We start from the raw sequence: 19,482 nt of genomic DNA on the forward strand, positions 1-19,482 counted from the left end.
TTAGGCCATGAGGACTCCCAGACTGACCAGGAAAAGATTGATCGCTTGCGCGTCCAGCGATCTCTGTTCGAGCTCAAGGACTTGCAGGTACTTCAACGCAGCGGGGGGGGCGCCATCGATCCTTGCGCGCAAAACGAGACCGGGCCATGTTACCTCCCAGGGGAATGTCCGGGTGTGGCGACGGATTGATTGAGAGACGTTCCAGTCCTGGCGTCGTCTTCGGGCCGTCAGAAGGGGGCGGTCTGGAGGCGGCGTGAACTGCGGGTGCAACAAACAAGGAGCATTTGACCGCGCACGAAGAGCAGGAACAACTGGAAAGAGTGAAAACCCTGATGTTTCCGAAGAATCAATCCGGATGGAAATCGGGGTTCGTGCGGACGGTCATTCCCTGGCGCCCCAGATGCAACCCAGAGAAAACGTATCAAACCGGAGCGGCGAGGGCCGGCCACGACGGCCTACAGATCGATCTGAAGCTGTTGAGAAAGACGATTCCGAGGCCTGGCCTTCGTCGAGTGACGCGAGGGTTCCATCGGAATGGTCTCCCTGTCCCTTTCTGGGATCCCGGGCACTGGCAGTTTTTGTTGAACGATGTGAAGCAACCCGGTCGGTCGGAGATCGCAAAACACTCCGACCGACCGCCGGCCCGAAGCGGCCCCGTGGCCTCACGCGGCCAATGTCCGGCGCCTCGCCACGACGGCGGCGCCCGCGATGCCCAGGGCCAGGGAGATCACGCTCGACGGCTCGGGGACCGCGGCGGAGGACAGGGCGGCGCCGATGGCGGCGTAGCCCAGCGCGTTCGGATGGAAATCGCCCGTCGCGATGTTGGTGAACTCGAGCTCGTGGCCGACGAAGAGCGAGTAAGTATCGACATACGTTGCGCCGAATTGGTGGGCGAGTGCGGTCAGGTTGGGGTTGAAATAGCTGAGCACCAGGTCATAGAGCGCGTGGTCGGTTGGATCGTAGGCTTCCGGGAACGGGTTGTAGTAGCCGGGAAGGTAGACGTGCGCCCCGGGGGCGACCTGCTGAAGCTCGGTGAGGACCACGCCGTAGTTGTGCAGCGCGGTGGAGATCGCGCCCGATATCAGCGCCAGCTTCGTCGCCGCGTCGCCGTTCTTGTAGGCATCCGACCCCAGGACGGCGAAGATGTCGTTGGCGCCGAAGATCAGCGAGACGGCGGTGATGTGGTCGCTCGCGGGCAGGTTCATGATCTCCGACAGCATCAGGTCATTCTGCGAGACCATGCCGTTGGTGCCGGCATAGTTCAGGTTCAGCTCCCAGGCCCGGGGCGGCCCGGTGGGAGAGAGATTCTTGGGATCGAAGAAGCTGGTCGATTGCTCGCCGGGGATGGCCAGGTTCAGCACGGTGGGGCGAACGCCGCCGTTCATGGCACCCAGGGTGTCGGCAAAGGGCTTCACGTAGCCCTGATCGCCATGGGAGGGGGTCAGGTAGTTGGGATCGGACGGGTCATATCCGAAGGCGACCGAGTCGCCGAGCGAGAGATAGACCTCTCCGGCCCGCGCCGGGGCGGTTGCCAAGAGCCCAAGCATGAAGGCGAGCGAGACGACGCACGAGGCCAAACGGAACGCGTTCATCGAGCGGGACTCCTTTTCCGGGTCGTTCAACGTGATGTGGAACGGGGCATCCTGCACCTCGGTCTCGAGCGGAGGGCCGGACATCGACGGGCGGAGACTTCGAAGTGACGCTCCTCTTCTCCGCCGAATGCAACGCAACAGTCCACGACAGGCTTTTGACGACGGACCGGGAAAAGGTCACGCGCCCTCGCGAAATTCCGTGCGGAACTCGTTGATTCCCTCGAACCGCGAGCTCGTGAATCGGGTCACGTCCTTTCTTTCGCGAATTTCAGCGAGGACAATCCGCGAGAAATCTCGTCGGCCCGTGACGAAAATGGCAAAACATGGCGCATTCTCAAGATAGGGAGATTGCCATCCAGCGATGATGCGCGCCGATGGCTCGGATCGAGCCGAGAGGCGGCGACGGGGGAGCTTCCGCGGTGAAGTGCGACCTCAGGGCATCTGGGCTCGACCCTGGCAGCCATCAGGAGCCGCTGCGCTCCGACAACGCCGAGCTTTCGGGTTGCCGACAGACAGGAATGCCTGGCCCCCGGGTTCAAAGCCGGGTGAGTTGGGAATTTCGGAGGACAGGCATTCCTGCCTGTCCCGATTCCAATCCGAAAACGCGGCCCTGACAAAGCACCAGCGGTTTTCGGATCGTTGTCAGATTCGCGCCGAAACGCGCCATCAAAGCCAATCGAAGAAATGGCTCTAAGTCTTTTAATATTAATGTTTTGTGGTGATCGACGGCGGCCGCTCGCGTGACGATCAAAGCCAATTTCCTCAGTGCCGCCAGAGGGCCAGGAGGATCTCCAGCGCGATGAGGATCACGACGGTGATCTCGAGGGCCTCCATGCGGTGGCCGCCGGCCTGCTGGATGAGGAGGTCGTAGACGTCGCCGACGGTCTCGAGCTTGCGGCGGATCGACTGCTGCCAGCCGCGGAGGTGGAAGCGGGTCGAGGCCAGGTCGAAGACGCGGGAGAGATAGTGGTCGCCGACGAGCTTGAGGGCGTTGTCCACTCGCTCGAAGAGGCTGGCGGCCTCGATCTCGAGCTCGCGAACCTGGCGGACGGCGTGCTCGTGGCTCCTCCAGTAGGATAGCCAGCGGCGTTTGCGTCGCTCCGGGCGGATCAGCTTGTAGGCGGCCTCGAGGCGGTCGTCGAGGCGATCGTCGATGTGGCGGAACTCCAGGAGCTGGACGTTGGCAAACTCGATCACGCGGAGGGTGTCCTCGCAGTCGGCGTCGGCGATGAAGCCGGCGGCCCAGTCGAGCACGACGAGGTCATGAGGGGTGTAGGAAATGGCAAGCCTGGTCGCCTCGGCCACCTCGCTGGCGCTGAGCGGTTCGGCCTCGAGCCGGACCAATCCGGCGATCCACGGGGCATGTTCCTTCAGCCAACCCGCGCGCGACTCGGAGAGCTGGAAGACCAGGTATTCTTCCGAGAGGTCGCTCGGGGAAAAGTCGTAGACGGCGGGCCTCAGCCGCTCGATCCAGGGGGCGATGGACCGGTGTGCGGCCTCGTCCAGGTCCGCCGGATCGGCGAGCGAACCCGCGAGTTCGAGGAGGGCCCCTGGCGTGATCACGAGCGGGAACTGGACGGCGAGGGAGACCGCCCCGAAGTCGAAGAGCGAGAGGTCCGCCCGCGCGTCCGCGGCAAGTCGGGGGGCGCCGGGGAGCTGGATGCCGGTGGCATCCACGGCGACGCGGATCGGCGCCGGGCGGTAGCCGATGGATCCGGGCGTTCGCTTGCGTCGGGGCAAGAGGCCGGGCTCGCCCTGGAGCAGCCGTCGTGCGGCCTCCAGGTCGATCTCGTCGCCGATATCCAGGGCGTAGGCCAGGTGGACCACCACGGACTGGGGCTCGTGCAACCATCCCGCCTCGTGACCGATCGGCGACGCCGGTTCACCGGTTTTCGTCATCCGTGCCGCTCCGGGGAGGACAGGTCCTCGATCGCGCCGGCCTCGAGCGTCGGGTCGGAGGTCTCGATGCGGGTCAGCTCCTCCGGGTCGCCCGCGAATGCCGGGCCGGTCGAGGTCGGGGCCGGGGCCGGGACCCGCTCGGGATCGTCGAGCGGATGGTTGGCCAGCCACCATGCCTCCGCCTGCATGGCGGACCAGCCCGGGGCATCGCGGCAGGCGAGGAGGGCCGCACTCAGGCTCTCGGCGTCCTGGTAACGATCGGCGGGCTCCTTCTCCAGGCAGCGGAGCACCACGCGCTCGAGATCGGTGGGGATACCCTCCCGGAACCTCGATGGCGGCACCACCGGATCCTTCACCTGGGAGATCATCACGGCCATCGAATCCGAGTCGACGAAGGGGGGCTGACCCGTGAGGCAGAAATAGGCGACGGCGCCGACCGCGTAGAGGTCGGTCCGAGCGTCCGGGATGCGGGACTTCGTGATCTGTTCCGGCGCCATGTAGAGGGGAGAGCCGGTCACCATGCCTTCCCGGGTCAGGAGCGTGGAGTCCTCGCCCTTGGTCGGCTTGACGAGCCCGAAATCGAGCAGCTTGGCCACGTCGTAGCGGGCGCCCCGGTAGGCCGCGAAGATGTTGGGGGGCTTGATGTCGCGATGGATCAGCCCGCAGAGGTGGGCCTCGCGGAGGGCCTCGCAGGCCTGGCTCAGGATGTAGATGACGCGGGCCGGCGGCAGCGGGCCGTGCTGCTCGACCAGCTCCTGGAGGCTCAGGCCCGGGAGGTACTCCATCACGTAGAAATAGGTGCCGTCCTCCGAGCGGCCGTAGTCGTAGACCTCCACCGTATTCCAGTGAGAGAGCCGGGCGGTCGCGCGGACCTCCAGCTCGAACCGTGCCAGCGCGTTCGGCCTCTCGAGGAGATCTCGGCGGATCAGCTTGATGGCGCACGGCCGCTTGAGGAGGCGGTGGACGGCGTAGTGGACCTCCCCCATCCCGCCCGCCCCGAGCCGCTGTTTCAGTTGGTACTCGCTGAGCTGCTTCGCCTCGTCGGCTTCGGTCCGGCAGCGGTGGATGACGCAGGTCCCGTAGATGGCCGCCCCCGCGCCCAGGATCAGATAGAGCGAGTTCTCGGTCAGCCTGTCGAGCGTCCGGGCCTCCTCGGCGTGCTGCCGGAAGCCCTCCGAGGTCAGGCCCAGGAGGAGGGGAGCGACCAGGGGCGACAGGGCCATCGGCAGGATGACCATCGCGGCCCGACGGCAGGTGTTGGGGATGAAGATGGCGTAGGTGAAGATCAGGATCAGGACGCCGATGATGCTCGCCTTGAAGAGCACCCGGATCTCATTGCCGGTGAGGAGATCGCGGTCCAGCCGCGCCTGGTAGCCCGCCGATTGGCTGGCCACCAGGCAGGCGATCACGGATCCGAATGCGAGCAGCTCCATGATCCGGAGCCGCCTGACGCTGATCTCGAGCCGGCTCGCGAGCGTGAGCAGGACCAGGACGAGCCAGGTGAAGGTCGCGGCGTGGACCGCCGACTGGCGGAAGAACCTCGTGAAGTAGAGGTCGCGGATGAGGAAGACGCCGAGGCTGACCGCCATCACCAGGGTCGCGGCGAAGAGCCGATCGCGGAGCAGGTCGCGCGACTCGCAGTCGCGTTCGTGCCGGCTGGCCGCGACCACGCGCCGGGCGAGGGCGAAGCTGTCGGGCAGTCCCGCGGCGTCGACATCGGGCCGCCGGGCGGACTTCGACGCCTCCGACTGATCCTCGGGATGTGGCATGGGGTTCACGACGGGTCAAGCCGGGCGGGCGCGAAATCATGAGGGAACGCGACCATCAACTATATCACCTCGCCCGTTGCGGTTCAGCAGGGTGCTTCTTGGCTCATCCGGCAGGAGCTTGCGCCGGTCGTGAAGGCTGAGGGTATTAGTGGAGACATGCAGAGTTTTTTGTAGGGTGTGTCAAGCGCAGCGCAGACGCACCGGACCGCTGGAGCACCTGGGAGGAGCGAGTGATTCGAGATCGATAGACCTTTCCCGAGTGGCGATCCGGCGTCATCACCTGTGGCCGAGCTGATCCGGTGCGTCTGCGCTGCGCTTGACACACCCTACGGGAGGCCTTGTCGCGGCTCCTCCGGCGCGTGCTATGGCCGGTGGTCGGGGATCGCCCGTGATGGGCGATCTCCGGCTCTGTCCGCTTCAATACGAATCGCTCGGGATGACCTCTCGTCCGGCGGGTGTGATCAGGGCCTTGAGGATATCGGGCTCGATCGACCTCTTGAGAAATCGGACCGAGCCGTCCCCGAACGCGACGGGCGTTCCCTCGACGCCCGGGCCGAAGAGATCCGGGAGCGGCCTGTTCAGGTCGAACGGGATATCGTCGGGCCTGGTCCAGGGGATGTCTCGCGTCGTCGCCACCAGCATGAGCGTGTTTGCACAGCCGTCACGGACATTGCTAACGGTGGGCCTGTCCTTGATCCCGAACATGGTCGCGGGGCCGCTGAACGTGAAGATGCCGGAGTTCGTGGAGGGCTTCCCCTTCGTCACCTGAGATCGGAAGACCTCGGGGATGCGATCCAGCAGCTTGATGTTGTTCGGGCCGTCCCAAGGCTCATCGAAGTTGTACGCGTTGTACAGGTCCGACTGATTGAGGAACGGCAGGATCTCCACCCGCCAGCTATGGGGCACCTTGCCGCTCTTGCCGCCGAGGACGACCGGGCTGGGGAAGTGGTCGAATCGAGAATGGTAATTGTGGAGGGCGATGCTGATCTGCTTGAGGTGGTTGGCGGCCGCCGTCTGGTCGAGAAAGGTCGCCCTCTGCCGGTTGAGTGCGGCGGCGACCTCGGCGAGCTTCGCCGCGTCGAGCGGCGCACGCGAGCGGAGGTGTACGAACCGGCCGTCGGCTTCCACGGTCGCCGCGTCAACGAGTGCCGCGAGCGAGCCGGCCAGGAAGACAAGCTCCGGCTTTTCGGCCTTCTCGCGGAGCGACGGCATGGCGTTGCGGGCCAGCGTCAGGACGGCCCTGGCCGTCTCGACGATGGTCCTCACGTCGTCCGTCGAGTGGGCCTCGGCGACGATGTCGACGACGACCTCCCGGTCGACCGAGATCCCGGCCGCGCACGCCCTGGTCCGCTCCAGCAGCGGGGCGATGACGTCGAGATTGATCCGGGCGGAGGTGTTCGCCAACTGCCTGCGCAGCCATCGAGTTTCCACCGCGAGGTTGACCTGACCGCGCGTCAGCCGATCCCAGGCGTTATCCCAGGCGTGAGGGGAGCTGGGCTCACTGCGGTCCTCAATCATCAGTCGAATCAGATCTTCACGACCCATGATGGCCGTGCGATCGTCGACGGTGAGGAACGCCGCTTTCGGGAGGCTTCCCTGATCGATCAGGATGTAGCTCCGATCTCTGTGCTTGACCTCGCGCGAGGGCCCGCGCATCGGGGCCGTGACCGCGGTCCAGTCCTGGGGCCGAATCGCCCGAGTGATCACGGCCGACGGCGGGGCCAGGAAGGTCGGTTGACCGGAACCGAGCCTGACATCCTCCCAGATGTGTATCCATTGTTGAGTGACGGTGAGCGGTACGGGGAGTCCGTCGCCCGTGCGGATGCCCGCGGCCAGAAGCTCAACGAGCGGCCCCCAATCGGCTCGGGAGATCAGGGGGGCGAAACGGACTTCGAAGAACATCCGCGTCTCGGGAGGTACGGACTTCGGATCGAAGTCGTCCGGCACGGGTGCAGGAGCGACCCCACCCTGCACCACCGGGCTCTTCGGCGTGGCCGCTCGGGCCGGCGTCTCCTGGGCGGCCAGCGGCGGGCGGAAACCGGCGACGGCGAGGCCCGTCGCCACGGTGGCGGCGAGGGTCGTCGCTCGCATCAGGGACGAGGGCCGGGCGTGTCGGTCGGCATGATCGGTTCGAAGCATGTTGATCCTCGTGACGAAGGTTTCCTGAGACGGGAGGAACGCCCGCGCCGGCCACCGGAGGCGGCGGTCGTCGCGGCGGATGGCCATCCGGGCCAGGGTCGAGAGATACGGGCCGGCACCGCCGTTGAGCCTGGCCGACCAGGCGTCCGCGGCGAGCTCCTGCTCCAGCCGAAGCCGGGCGACGAGCCAGTGCGCCAGCGGGTGATGGAACTGGACGGCCAGCCCCATCTGGGCGACCAGGCCGGCGAGGTAATCGCCCCGGCAGACGTGCGCGAGCTCATGCGCGATCACGGCTCGCCGCTCGTCGTCGTCCCAGCTCGCCCATTCGGACGGGACGAGGATCAGCGGGCGTCGACCGCCGATCGTGGCCGGCGTGCTCAGGCTCGGGGCGACCCGGAGATCGACCGTCCGGGTACAGCCCATCTCCGCGCGGAGGACCTCGACGAGCTCGAGGAGCGAGGGATCGACCAGGGGCAGGCTCTCTCGTCGCAGCGCCCTCATCGAGACCAGGCCGATCGTCAGCCGGGTCAGGCCGATGATCAACCCGGCGACGAATGCGATCGCCAGCCAGCTCCGCCAGTCGCGAGCCGGAGATCCGAAGGCGAGAGCCGGCTCCGGGGCGGTGGGCCGATGCGCCTCGACGGACGCCATCGACGGGAAGAGGCTGGCCACGGTCTCCAGCCAGCCGGTTCGAGCCGCGAGATCGACGCGCGGGATCGGGTCGCGACCCTCGGCGGGCGCGGGATCGCGGGCAGGCGGCTCGATGGCGGTTCGTTGAACGACCCGGAACGAGGGCAGATCCCACCGCGGCCAGGGGCTGAAGGCGAGCGCCGAGACGAACGTCATGACGACCAGTACGCTCGACGCCGCGAGGGCACCGGCGGCCGGACTTCGCCGCCGAAGCCACAGATAGGCCGCGATTCCCAGGATCGCGAAGAGCGTCGAATGCAGGATCCCGAGCCAGAGGGCCGAGCCGAGCGTGATCATGACTTCCCCCCCTTCTTCCCGAGTACCTCCTCGAGCAGCGCCCGCTCCCGGGGCGAGAGCGTCTTCTGCTCCATCAAGCGGACGAGCAGCAATTCCCGAGAGCCCCGAAAGACGCGATCGACGACGTCCCTCAGGAGCTTGCGAGACACCTCCTCATACGTCTGGGCCGGCCTGTACGAGAAGGGCCGCTCCTCATTCGTCTGCACGAGGAAGCCCTTCTCCGCGAGGATCCGGACCAGCGTGGCGATCGTCGTGTAGGCCCGGTCCAGCCCCTCGGCCGCCAGCGCGTCGCGGATGTCCGCGACGCCGGATTCGCCCCGGTTCCAGAAGACGTGCATCACCTCGAGCTCCCGCTCGGTCAGCTCCTTCGCCCGCGGTCGCGCCATGCCTGCCCTCCCCTTCACCTGGTGAGATTTGGTTTTTTAGATTTGGTTTTATCGTAGACCCGTCGCTGGGGTTGTCAAGGAGGTTCGGGGGGAATTCCGCGGGCGGGGTTCAGCCGAGCGGATCGGGCGGGCAGACGCCGATCTGGCAGCTCCTGGCCTTGATGATCAGGTGGACGTCCGCGCCGGGGGCGAGGCCCAGGTCCTCGACGACGGGGAGGACGACGCTGACGATCCAGCGGACGCCGACGGTCCGGACGACGACCTCGGCCTCTCCCCCGTGTGCGGCGATCCGCTCGACGGTGCCGGGGAGCTGGTTCTGGGCGCTCAGGCCGGGGACGAAGCCCCGCGAGAGGAGGATGTCTTCCGAGCGCACGGTCACGGTGACGGCGGAGCCGGGCGCGGCGGGCGCGGGGGGGACGATCAACGAGGGGCCGTCGATCAGGCGGAGCTGCGTCCCGCCCCGCGTCGACTCGTGGCCCTCGACCGTCGCCGGGTGGGTGTTCCGGACCCCGTCGAGGTGCGTCAGCCCGAGCGAGGCCGCGGCCGGCCCGGTGAGGACCTCGAGCGGCGGCCCGTCGGCGGCGATCTCGCCGCGGCGGACGAGAATCAGGCGACTCCCGAGCGCGACGGCCTCGGCCGGGCTGTGGGTGACGTACAGGATCGAGATCGCCTCGCTCCTCTGCACGGCCCGGAGCCGATCGAGGAGGACCTGGCGGCCCGCGACGTCGAGGGCCGAGACGGGCTCGTCGCAGAGCAAGAGCCGGGGCCGGGGCGCGAGGGCCCGTGCCAGGCCGACCCGCTGACGCTCCCCGCCGGAAAGCGTGGCGGGTCGGCGGTCGAGGAGGTGCTCCACGCCGGAAAGCGACGCAACCCGCTCGATCCTCGACTCCCTGTCCCCGGGGCCCATCGCCGAGAGGCCGAAGCCGATGTTCTCGCGGACGCGGAGGTGCGGGAAGAGCAGGTCGTCCTGGAAGATCATGCCGATCCCCCGGCGGCGGAGCGGCAGGTCGATCCCCCGCTCGGCGTCGAACAGGGCCTTGCCGTCAAGGCGGACGAATCCCCCCTCGGGTCGGAGGAGGCCCGTGATCAGGCGAAGGATCGAGGTCTTGCCGGCGGCGGACGGGCCGAAGAGGACGGTGATGCCCGGGACGAGCTGGAAGCCGACGTCGACGCGAAGTCCGTCGCGAAGCCTCCGGACCAGCCGGGCGTCGAGGACCGGCGCGGGGGTTGGCATGCTCACGGCGACATCCCTCGGCGGGGTGCCGTCCACTGGACGGCCAGCATGGCCAGGATCGAGATCAACGAGATGCAGCCCGCGAGCACCGCCGCCCGGCGGGCATCGCCGGCCTGCACCGCGTCGTAGAGGGCGAGCGACGCCGTCTGGGTCTCGCCCGGGATGTTCCCCGCGACCATCATCGTGGCGCCGAAGTCCCCGAGCGCCCGGGCGAAGGCCAGGATCATCCCGGAGGCGAGCCCGCGCCAGGCGAGCGGCAGGGTGACCGACCGGAAGACCGAGAGCTCGCCCCGGCCCAGGAGCCTGGCCACGTCCTCGAGCGCCGGGTCCACCGCCTCGAGGGCGCTTCGAGCCGGCAGGAGAAAGAGCGGGAAAGCGGCCAGGGCCGAGGCGAGCACGGCCCCGGACCGGTGGAAGACGAAGACGACGCCGAACGCCTGTTCGAGCCAGCCGCCGAGCGTCCCGCGGCGGCTGAGCGTCAGGAGCAGGACATAGCCGAGGACCGTTGGCGGGAGGACCAGCGGCAGGACGAGGACGCCGGCCAGGAGCTCCTTGAGGGGGAAGCGGACGCGGGCCAGCAAGAGGGCGATCGGGAGGCCGATCGCGACGATCAGGGCCGTGGCGGCGGTCGCGACCAGGAGCGAGAGACGCAATGGCCCCGGGTCGATCATGGACGTTTCTCGGCCTTCGCCGCGGGCGCGGGAGTGGCCGTGTCGGCGGCGGGACCGGCGAAGCCGCTTTCCTTGAGGATGGCCTGCCCCTCGCGGCCGAGGACGAGCTCGGCGAAGGCCCGGGCGCGGTCCGGGTGGCTCGAGTCCGAGACGATCCCGAGGAACTGGACCATGGGGGAATAGATGCCCGGATCGACATCGATCGTGACGACGCCCGAATCGGGCCCGATCAGCGAGCGGCTGACGAGGGCCGCCTCGGCATCCCCGTGCTGGGCATAGACGAGGGCCTGGCGCACGCTCTCGGCCCGCACGATCCTTGGCCCCAGGGTCGTCCACAGGCCGAGCTTCTCGAGCGCCTGGCGGGCCGCGACGCCGTACGGCGCGAACTCCGGGTTGGCGATCGCGACCTTGCGGATTTGAGGCTTCTCCAGGTCCTTCACCCCCTTCACGACCGGCGCGACCGACGGATGGACGCAGAGGACGAGCGAGCCTCGGGCATACGGCCGGATCGATTCGGGGACGATCAGGCCCCCCTTCTCGAGGTCCCGCACGAACCGCTCGTTGGCGGAGAGGAAGACGTCGTAAGGTGCGCCGGCGCGGATCTGCTCGGCGAGGCGGCCGGAGGCATCGAGGGTGATCGTCGCGGTCGTGCCGGAATCCGCCTGGAAGCGCTCGACGAGCTTCGGCAGGGACTGCTGGAGGTCCGAGGCCGCGGCGATCCGGAGCGGGGTGGCCTCCTTCGCGGCCCGGTCGGCGCGGTCGTTCGAGCCGTCGCGGCCCCCCGCGCAACCGGCCAGGAGCAGGAGCGCGATGAGCGGAAATCGGACGGGGAAGCCGGCTCGCGGTGGGCTCATTGCGGCAGGGTCTCCGGGAGTCGCGATCGGCGCCGACGGACCTGGGCGGATGCATGGTAAGGGGCGGCCCGCCCGGCCGTCAATCGCCAGAGATTGCGGCGGGCCGCCGAATCGATTAGAACGATCCCATGGTATCTTGGCACGATCGCGGAACGGGCGAGCCCTCGCCGGCACGGCGGATCGGGTCGTGAATCGGCCTTCGCGATCCTACGGGAAAGGTCTCCCCGGGGATGAAGACGGAACAGTTTCTCAGGCATCACGGCATCAAGGGCAATCCGTTCAGCGAGGAAGACGCGCAGACCGACACGATCTTCAAGCGGCGTTGCCTCGACACGATCCATCACCCCGCGTGGAACAAGTTCTTCGGCAGCCCGGCGGACCCTTCCACGGCCCTCGTCTTCGGCGAGAAGGGGAGCGGCAAGACCGCCCTGCGGCTCCAGGCCACGTCCGAGATCGAGGCCTACAACAGGGCCAATCCGGCCGAACGCGTCTTCGTCATCTCATACGATGACTTCAACCCGTATCTCGACCATTACCGCCAGGCGATCCGCGCCGGCGATACCAACGAGGTCCTCAAGCGCTGGCAGCTCCAGGACCACATGGACGCCATCCTCTCGCTGGGCGTGACGCAGCTCGTCGACCTGCTGTCCGCGGAGAAGGTCGACCTGACGACGCTCAGCCTGGACCAGCGCCGGGACCTCCTCCTGCTCGCGGCCCTGTATGATGCCTCGACGGGGGAGCCGATCGAGAAGCGCTGGAGCCGGCTCCGCCGCCGCTCCGGCTTCCGGCCGCTCTGGAGCCGTCGCGACCTCCAGATCGGCTTCGGGACGACGCTGATCGTCCTGCTGCTGATCTACCTCTTCCCCACGCTCCGGGAATGGAGGCTGCTCCCCTGGCTGCTCGTGCCGATGCTCGCCGGCTGGCTCTACTGGGGCTGGCGACTGCTCCGGGCCGAGCGGTACGCCCGGGACATCCGCAAGGGCCTGAAGGTCCTCAGCCGAGATCCCTCGGCGCTCCGCTGGGAGCTGCTCTGGTTCAAGCCGAGCGAGCTCGGGGGCCAACCCCTACCGACGCCGGCCCGCCGCGCCGAGGAACGCTATGAGCTCCTCCGCAAGTTCCAGGGGGTCCTCAGCACGCTCGGCTATGCGGGCATCATCGTGCTGATCGACCGGGTCGACGAGCCGCAGCAGATCGAGGGGGACCCGCGCAAGATGCGGGCCCTGATCTGGCCCCTGCTCGACAACAAGTTCCTCCGCCATCCGGGGATCGGCGTCAAGCTCCTGCTGCCGATCGAGCTGGCCTATTACCTCGAGAAGGAGGACAAGGAATTCTACGATCGGGCCAGGCCCGACAAGTTGAACATGATCAAGCCGCTCCGCTGGACCGGCCCCTCCCTCTATGACCTGGCCAGCGATCGCCTCCGCGCCTGCCAGGCAACCCCCTCCGCCAACGGCGAAGCCGGCGGTGCGGAGGTCGCGGGCGAGGCGACGGGGGACGCCGTCGCCTCCGGCCCCCGGCTCCGCGACATGGTCGAGGAGACCGTCAGCGACGACTCGTTGAAGGATGCCCTGGGGAACCTCCGGACGCCCCGGCACCTGTTCAAGTTCCTCCACCGGCTGATCGAGGAACACTGCCACAGGCATACCGAGGACAGGCCGAAATGGGAGGTCGATGCGGACACCTTCCGGACGACGTTCTCCGCCTACATGCGTGACCTGGACGCGTTCGATCGCGGCTACGGCCACGGCTGATCGAGGCGTCGGGGCCGCGCGGCCGGGTTGCGGTGCTCGGCCCAGCTCAGCTCAGGCCGTCGCCGCCGGCGGCCGAGGCGGCGGCCGGGGTCTCGACGAAACGCCCCCGCTCGTCGAGCGTGCGGAAGTAGAGGAACCCGCTCTTGCCGCCGAACGCGAGCTGCCGACCATCCCGGCTGAATGACACGGTCTGGATCCAGCCCGCATCATGGGGGAACGACTGCCTGAGCAGGCCGGTCTGCAGGTCCCAGAGGCGGACGGTCCGGTCCTTGCCGGCGGCGGCCAGGGTGCTCCCATCCTCGGAGATGGCCAGGGCCGTGGTCTCGGCGGCATGGTCGGAGAGGCGGAGGACGGGGGTTCCTTTCCGGTAGTTCCAGAGGACAAGCCCCCTCCCTTCATCACCCCCGCGGGCCACGGCGATCGTCTCGTCGTCCCCCGTGAAGGCGAAACACTGGACCGAATCCAGAGACGTGGGGAGGATGCTGGGGCCGCCGCGGGCCTTCAGGTCCCAGATCCGGAACTGCCCGCCGAAGGTGACCACGGCCAGGAGGCCCCCGTCGCGAGAGAAGGCGATCGCGCGGGGCTCGTCGGAGACCCCGCCGAGCACGGGCGTCTCCTTGCGGCTGGCGACATCCCAGAGGCGCACCGAGCCATCCCCGCCTCCGGAGGCCACGAGCCGGCCGTCCGGCGAGGCCGCGACGCAACGACGGGAGACGCCCCGCTCCTCGGCCACGAGCGTCCAGCCCCCTCGGCCGTCCGGCTCCCAGACGAGCAGTCCGCCGGCGCCACCGCTGGCGAGGATCGAGTCGTTCGGGGTGATCGCCACGTCGAAGACGTGCCATTCGTGCTCGATGGCGAGGAGCTCGCGACGCAAGGGCGGTTCCTTGCTCCGGACATCCCAGACCTTGATCCGCTTGTCCCAGCCGCAGGTGAAGAGCGTCTGGCCGTCGGCCGAGAATCGCGTGGACTCGACGAGCGTCTCGTGCGCCTGGAAGCCCCGGGACCTGTCCTGATCGTCGCCGCGGCCCCTGCCGAAGAGGCCGGCCCCGATCACGATCATGCCCGCCAGGATCAGCAGGAGGAGGAGCTCACGGCTCAGGATCGAGAACCGCACACGCCCGCCACGGTTTCGCGGGGAGCCGGCGGAGCCGACGACATCCGGGACCGAATCATCGACCGTCCGTCGCAACACGCTCATGGAGATTCGTCCTGAAATCGAACCGCGTCGGTGCAGCCGACGCGAGGATCGCTTGAGACCGCCTGTTTCCGGGCCACGACAGCGCGCACGCCGACCCACGGCCCGGGCGTGCGGGCGATTGCTTCATCGACGGACGATACGGCCTGCGGGCGCTCGCGACGGCGAACGCCGGAGGTCACCTGGCCACCTGACTCAACCCAATCCGGCAGCCCCTGGAAGGGTCGGCCGGGCCCCGCGTGAGAATGCGAGGATCGCACTTCCGTCAGTCATAACGAATTCTTTAGGAAATGCAAGCCTCTACTCAGGAGCCTGGCCGCGTGTCGATACGTCATCGTCCGTCCTTCAGGGTCTTAGACGCGGAACGGGGCGGGATCGCGCCGCGAAATTGGAAGATCTCGGAACGCGCCCGTGAGCGAGCCTCCGGCTCGACGCGGTGCGGATCGGCTCCCGCGCGAGGCGTGGGCCGCACATGATCCTCTTCGGCCGCGGGGGCTGATTATTGGCCGTGGACGTCCCGGGATCAGTCGATGTCCAGCGGGCGCTGTTCGAAGAGCCTGCGGTAGCTCTCGTAGCGTCCGAGGTGGATCTGCCCCCAGTGGACGGCGTCCTTGACGGCGCAGCGGCTCTCATGGGTGTGGGAGCAGTCGGGGAAGCGGCAGAGCGGGATGTAGGGTCGGAATTCGACGAAATGCCCCTCGATCTCCCCCGGCGGGGCTCCCCAGAGCTCGAACTGCCTGAGGCCCGGGGTGTCCATGACATAGCCCCCCGCCTCGATCCGGATGAGCTCCGCGGCGGTCGTCGTGTGCTTCCCCTTGGAGGTCCAGTCGGAGACCTCGCGGACCTTGAGGTTGAGGCCCGGCTGGATCGCGTTCAGGAGCGAGCTCTTGCCGACCCCGCTCTGTCCGGAGACGGCCGTGACGCCCCTGGCCATGAGCTCTCGAAGCCGGTCGATGCCGCGGCCGTCGGCGGCGGAGCTGATGACCGTCTCGTAGCCGAGCTGCGTGTACAGGCCGGCGACCCACTGGAACGGGGCGACGTCCACCAGGTCCGCCTTGTTGAGGACGATGACGGGCCGCACGCCGCCGATCTCGGAGGCGACGAGGTAGCGGTCGACGAGCCCGAGCTTGAGGGGCGGCTCGGCCATCGAGGCGACGACGAGGACCGTGTCGACGTTGGCCGCGATGACGTGCCGCCGGTTCCGGTAACCCCGGTTGATCACGCCGCCCCTGGGCTCCACCTTCTCGATCAGGCCGTCTTCCCCGGGCCGGCCGCCGGGCCGGAACCAGACGACGTCGCCGACGGCGACCACGTTGCGCCCGTCGATCGCCAGGTTCTTGAGCAGCCGGCGGACGTGGCAGGGGAACGTGCCGCCGTCGTCGGCCTCGACGATCGAGACCAGGCCGTGGACTCGCACGACCCGCCCGCGGACGTTCGTGGAGACGTCGACCGCGCGGCGCGAGGCCGCGCCGGCCGAGGCGTCGCCGCCGGCCTCGCCGCCGGCGTCCTCGTCGTCGGTCAGGATCGTCCTGTACCGGGAGAGGTCCCCCTTGGCTCGCACCCGCTCGCCGGAGGCCGCGTCCACGGGCCCCGCGGCCGGCGCGGGGCCGGCGTGCTCCGCGTCCCCCTCATAGGCTCGCGTCAGGTCGTTGGCGCGGGTCCGCTTCTGGCGGTTCTTCTTGAGGGCGACGCGGACCTTCTTCTTCTTGGCCACGGCGGGGGGCTCGCTCGGAGTGGAGTGGGCCTCGCCCACGGGATACACGGGAGTCGGCGACCGTCGCGTTATCGCGAGTGCAGCGGCCGCCGGCCCGCGGACTTGTCCGCGCCCGGGGGCGTCGCCTCGGCGAGGACCTGGAGCGCACGCTTGGTGTTGTTGGTGTGGAAGATGCCCAGGGCCTTGTTCCCGACGGACGCCGTGGAGGCATAGGCATAGTCGATATTGATGTGATCCTCCGCCAGCCTTTCGAGCACCCTGGCGAGCGAGCCGGTGCGGTTCTCGAGCTGGACGGCGAGCACCTCGCCGACCGAGTGCTCGACGCCCAGGGAGGTCAGCGTCTTGCGGGCGCCCTCGAGGTCGGACGCGATCAGGCGGAGCACGCTCGGGCCGTCGGCCTCCATCACCGTGATGGCGCGGATGTCGACCTTCTCCTGCGCCAGCGCGGAGCAGATCTTGGCGAGTCGCCCGGGCTTGTTTTCCAGGTGGGCGGTCACTTCGTGGATGATCTCCATGCGTGCTCTCCGTGGCAAGGTGACGGGTTCGATGGGCGTCCGCGTGGCCGGCCCGGCGCGGGCGCCTCGGGGCGAGCGATCGCCGGCCGGGGCGTGGCTTGCCGTGGACGCGGGGGGGAGGAGAACGGGACGCTCCCCTCCCCCCGCGACGATCATCCCGCCAGCGGCCGGCTCAGTCGACGGGGCCTTCTCCTCTCCGCCCGCCGCCGCCCCGTCCGCCCGGGCTCGCCGGGGCGCCCGGGCGGCCGCCCGGCCCCTGCGGGGAGTTCGGGCGGGCGCCGGGGAATCCGGCCCCCGGGGCCTGGCCGTTGGGCGGGGTTTGCCCGCCCTCGCCGGCCGCGGCCGCCTTCCGTGCGGCGGCCTCCTGGGCCGCCCTGCGAGCGGCCTGCACCGCCGGCATCAGCATCGCCGTGCCGGCGCTTCCGGCGGCAAGGCCGGCGACCAGGTTCGGGAAGGACTCGCGGCTCACCAGCTTGATGGCCTGGTCATCGACCGAGACCGACATGGTCCCCGGGAACATCAGCGCCTTCAGGTCTTCCGCCCGGGGCAGCTTCGCGGGATCCACCTTGATCTCGATCATCGCGGGGGCCGTCGCGTTGCCGTTGTTTCCGCCGCCGGGCTGCGGCTGTCTGCCCATCCCGGGATAGGACTGGGACATCGGCGCGCCCTGGGAGCCGCCGGCGCCGGGGTAGCCGGCCGGAGGAGGCTGGCCGCCGGGGTCGAATCCTTCCGCATTGGGCCCGCCCTGGCCCAGCCGCCCGAGCTTGCGGTTCCCGAAGTTGGACCCGCCGGGGACCGCGGGGGGGGCGCCGGCGTTCGCCGGAGCTCCCGGAGATCCTCCCTGAGGCTGCCCGGGTTGTCCCGGTTGGGCCGCCCCCATCGCGATGATCGTGTTGATCTGAGTCTGGAGGGTGCCCGGCAAGCTGGCCAGGATGGCCGGAGTCGTCGACCGCGAATCATCGACGGCCACCAGGATCGAGTTGGCCGGCGCATGGTCGAGGGCCTGGGCGACGTCCGGGGTGGGCTTCCATTCCTTCTTCTTGACCGCCTCCAGGGCGACGCGGGCCGCCTCGGAGGTCGTCGAGATTGCGATGTACTTCCCTTCGAGTCGGATCGTCGGGCGCACGCCCGGGAGGTTGAGCTTGATCGGCGAATCCGGGGGGACGATCAGCATGTAGGTCTTGACGGGTCCCGGCGAAAGCCGGAGCTCGGGGGCGGGCGTTTCCTTGTTGCTCTTCCGCCGGCCGGCTCCCTCGGCCGCGCCGCCTCGGCCGCGGCCGCCCTCGGGTCCGTTGGGTGTGTTGTTCGCGTTCGCGTCCTCCGCGCTCATGGCGGCCGCCTTCTCGACGGCCATGGCCTTGAGCTCCTTGTTGACGGCGATCACCACCGACTCGAGCGCCCTCGTGAAGGCGACCGGATCACGGAGCTCGGCGACGAGGGTAGGCTTGGGGAAGACGCTCTGGAGCGACGACAGCATGGCCATCGGGTCCGCGCTCGGCTTCGGCGACTCGTCCGTCGCGGCCGCCGACCGCCCGGGTGCCATGTAGAACATCATCCGGGGGCCGAGGTTCCCCAGGAGATCCTTCTCGATGTTCAGCTTGGTCTGGCCCTTCAGCTTCTCCATCACCTCGTCCAGCCTGGCCCTCATCTCTCCCGGCGGGCCGATCTCGGCGATGGCCTGGAGGATCTTCTCCGGAGAGGCCGAGACCGTCGCGAACGAGTCCACGCCCTCCGGCACGGGCATGATCTGCTTGAGGTCGAGCTTGGGCTGATCGAACATCGCGAGGGCGGGCTTCCGCGGGGCGGGAGCAGTCAACCTCAGGACGCTCATGAGCGCGTCGTTGTCGAAGCCCCAGCGATAATCGAGGCGGGTGATGCCGAGCTTTTCCTTGAGGTTGACCAGGAAGATCTCCAACTGGCTCAGGGGCCGGTCCGTCACGCCCAGCTCGGAGACGAAGAACGTCAGGACCGGACGGAACGACTCCTCGGGTTGCGAGAGTTGCTTATCCACCGCATGGTCGACCGCCGATGGGATCTTGCCTTCCACGACGTCGATGATGTAATCGATACTGGCCTTCGAAGGGCCGATGACGATGTCTTCCTTCTCGGCCCACCAGGCGCTACCCGACTCGTTCAACAGGACGACGAACCTGCCCTTCCTCCGCTCGGTGCGCGGCCTCTCGGCCCCCATGAGCGATCCGAGCGCCTTGCTCGTGAGCAGGCGATTCTCCTTGGCCGCCAGTCCCCGAAAGACAACCATCGCGGCACCGGGGCTACCCTTGACCTGCGGCACGTTGAGGGAGAACGAGAAGCCCTTGTGTGCGATGGTCTCCAGCAGGGTCACGACTTCCGCGCCGGTCAGACGCTTGCTCGAGGCGTTTTCCATCGCCCGATCGAGGAGCTGAGCCGCGACCTCCTCGAGCATGGCGCCGAGCGGCGTCGTGGTGAGCATCTTGTAAGCGGCGGTCTTCTGCCAGGCCTCGGCGTGGGCGTCCAGGCCGTCGAAGTTCAGGTGGAAGAGGAGGTTGTCCTTGGGGACGTAGCGCGCCAGCGACGTCGAGGCCGACGGCGCGGGCGCGTCCACCTTCGCGGCGGGCGCCGCGGCCGGCGGATCCTGGGCGCATGCCCCGGGGGCGCGGAGCGTCCCGCAGAGCAAGACGGCCGCGATCGCGGCGATGAGCCATCGGGGCCTCGAGGCCACGGCCCGGCGGGGTGGGGGCGCCATGGTGGAGGCGCCTGCGAGAATCAGACGGACTCGTGGTTGTCGCACGGGGAC

At 68.6% G+C, this 19,482-nt stretch carries 13 protein-coding genes; 1 reads left to right on the top strand and 12 read right to left on the bottom strand.

What is annotated here, in order from left to right:
* Positions 1 to 662 precede the first annotated feature (662 nt).
* The 8 genes from G6O54_RS18920 to modA form a co-directional block, all read right to left on the bottom strand.
* A complete protein-coding gene (locus tag G6O54_RS18920; RefSeq protein ID WP_165227224.1) occupies positions 663 to 1,592 on the bottom strand; it encodes a GDSL-type esterase/lipase family protein in 930 nt (309 codons plus the stop codon).
* 762 nt (positions 1,593 to 2,354) lie between these two features.
* On the bottom strand, positions 2,355 to 3,491 hold the full coding sequence (locus G6O54_RS18925; protein WP_250846978.1) for a hypothetical protein: 1,137 nt from the start codon (positions 3,489 to 3,491) through the stop codon (positions 2,355 to 2,357).
* The gene (locus G6O54_RS18930; protein WP_165227225.1) at positions 3,488 to 5,260 is read right to left on the bottom strand and encodes a serine/threonine-protein kinase; all 1,773 of its coding nucleotides are present in this window, start codon (positions 5,258 to 5,260) and stop codon (positions 3,488 to 3,490) included. Before G6O54_RS18930 ends, G6O54_RS18925 begins: the two co-directional genes overlap by 4 nt.
* Before the next feature lie 417 nt (positions 5,261 to 5,677).
* Positions 5,678 to 8,386 (bottom strand): M56 family metallopeptidase, encoded by a 2,709-nt coding sequence (locus tag G6O54_RS18935; RefSeq protein WP_165227226.1) that lies wholly within the window; start codon positions 8,384 to 8,386, stop codon positions 5,678 to 5,680.
* Positions 8,383 to 8,772: a BlaI/MecI/CopY family transcriptional regulator gene (locus G6O54_RS18940; protein WP_165227227.1), complete on the bottom strand. Its 390-nt coding sequence runs from the start codon at positions 8,770 to 8,772 to the stop codon at positions 8,383 to 8,385. The genes G6O54_RS18935 and G6O54_RS18940 overlap by 4 nt, the downstream gene beginning before the upstream one ends.
* A gap of 109 nt (positions 8,773 to 8,881) precedes the next feature.
* Positions 8,882 to 10,006, bottom strand: a complete 1,125-nt coding sequence (locus G6O54_RS18945) for a molybdenum ABC transporter ATP-binding protein (RefSeq protein ID WP_250846981.1) — start codon at positions 10,004 to 10,006, stop codon at positions 8,882 to 8,884.
* Between the two features lie 2 nt (positions 10,007 to 10,008).
* Positions 10,009 to 10,677, bottom strand: coding sequence for a molybdate ABC transporter permease subunit (gene modB / locus G6O54_RS18950; RefSeq protein WP_165227229.1), 669 nt, complete (start codon positions 10,675 to 10,677; stop codon positions 10,009 to 10,011).
* Positions 10,674 to 11,531 (bottom strand): molybdate ABC transporter substrate-binding protein, encoded by an 858-nt coding sequence (modA, locus tag G6O54_RS18955; protein WP_165227230.1) that lies wholly within the window; start codon positions 11,529 to 11,531, stop codon positions 10,674 to 10,676. Before modA ends, modB begins: the two co-directional genes overlap by 4 nt.
* A 230-nt stretch (positions 11,532 to 11,761) precedes the next feature.
* On the opposite strand from modA, the gene G6O54_RS18960 reads away from it, so the two are divergent.
* Positions 11,762 to 13,282, top strand: a complete 1,521-nt coding sequence (locus tag G6O54_RS18960) for a hypothetical protein (protein ID WP_165227231.1) — start codon at positions 11,762 to 11,764, stop codon at positions 13,280 to 13,282.
* Between the two features lie 46 nt (positions 13,283 to 13,328).
* Here the strand turns inward: G6O54_RS18960 and G6O54_RS18965 are convergent, their stop codons facing one another.
* The 4 genes from G6O54_RS18965 to G6O54_RS18980 form a co-directional block, all read right to left on the bottom strand.
* Positions 13,329 to 14,480, bottom strand: coding sequence for a WD40 repeat domain-containing protein (locus G6O54_RS18965; protein ID WP_165227232.1), 1,152 nt, complete (start codon positions 14,478 to 14,480; stop codon positions 13,329 to 13,331).
* 520 nt (positions 14,481 to 15,000) lie between these two features.
* Positions 15,001 to 16,191, bottom strand: coding sequence for a ribosome small subunit-dependent GTPase A (gene rsgA / locus G6O54_RS18970; protein ID WP_165227233.1), 1,191 nt, complete (start codon positions 16,189 to 16,191; stop codon positions 15,001 to 15,003).
* Between the two features lie 68 nt (positions 16,192 to 16,259).
* Positions 16,260 to 16,706, bottom strand: coding sequence for an ACT domain-containing protein (locus tag G6O54_RS18975; RefSeq protein WP_165227234.1), 447 nt, complete (start codon positions 16,704 to 16,706; stop codon positions 16,260 to 16,262).
* Between the two features lie 172 nt (positions 16,707 to 16,878).
* Positions 16,879 to 19,431 (bottom strand): hypothetical protein, encoded by a 2,553-nt coding sequence (locus G6O54_RS18980; RefSeq protein ID WP_165227235.1) that lies wholly within the window; start codon positions 19,429 to 19,431, stop codon positions 16,879 to 16,881.
* Between the last annotated feature and the right edge of the window lie 51 nt (positions 19,432 to 19,482).

It is taken from the genome of Aquisphaera insulae (assembly GCF_011064615.1).
GTDB lineage: Bacteria > Planctomycetota > Planctomycetia > Isosphaerales > Isosphaeraceae > Aquisphaera > Aquisphaera insulae.